Genomic DNA, 341 nt, shown 5'->3' with positions numbered 1-341 from the left:
GACGCGAACCCACCCGCCACCGCCGCCGTGCCGTCCACGAACAGGGCCTTCCCGACATTCGGCAGCTTGCCGTCCTCCGGGAGGAGGCCGCCCTCCTTGGCCAGCCCGGTCATCGAGCCCATGGTGTCGAAGAAGTCCGCCAGCACCAGCGTGAACACCAGCAGCACGACGGTGATGATCGGCAACCGCGTCCAGGCGCCGAAGGAGACCTCACCGACCAGCGACAGGTCCGGCAGACCGACGACCTGATCCGGCAGCGCCGGGTAGCCGAGGTTCCAGCCCAGCGGGTTGACCCCCTTCGACGGTCCGACCTTGGTGATCGCCTCGACGACGATCGCCAG

Annotated in this window: 1 pseudogene; it reads right to left on the bottom strand. The window is 68.9% G+C overall.

From position 1 onward, the window contains the following. A pseudogene (locus IE302_RS42965) lies at positions 1–341 on the bottom strand (NCS2 family permease); the annotation flags it as partial.

Origin of the sequence: Amycolatopsis oliviviridis (assembly GCF_014654365.1) — a bacterium.
In the GTDB taxonomy this organism is placed as follows: Bacteria; Actinomycetota; Actinomycetes; order Mycobacteriales; family Pseudonocardiaceae; genus Amycolatopsis; species Amycolatopsis oliviviridis.
The sequence above is the reverse complement of the archived record's forward strand: the minus strand, read 5'-3'. Positions and strand labels throughout refer to the sequence as shown.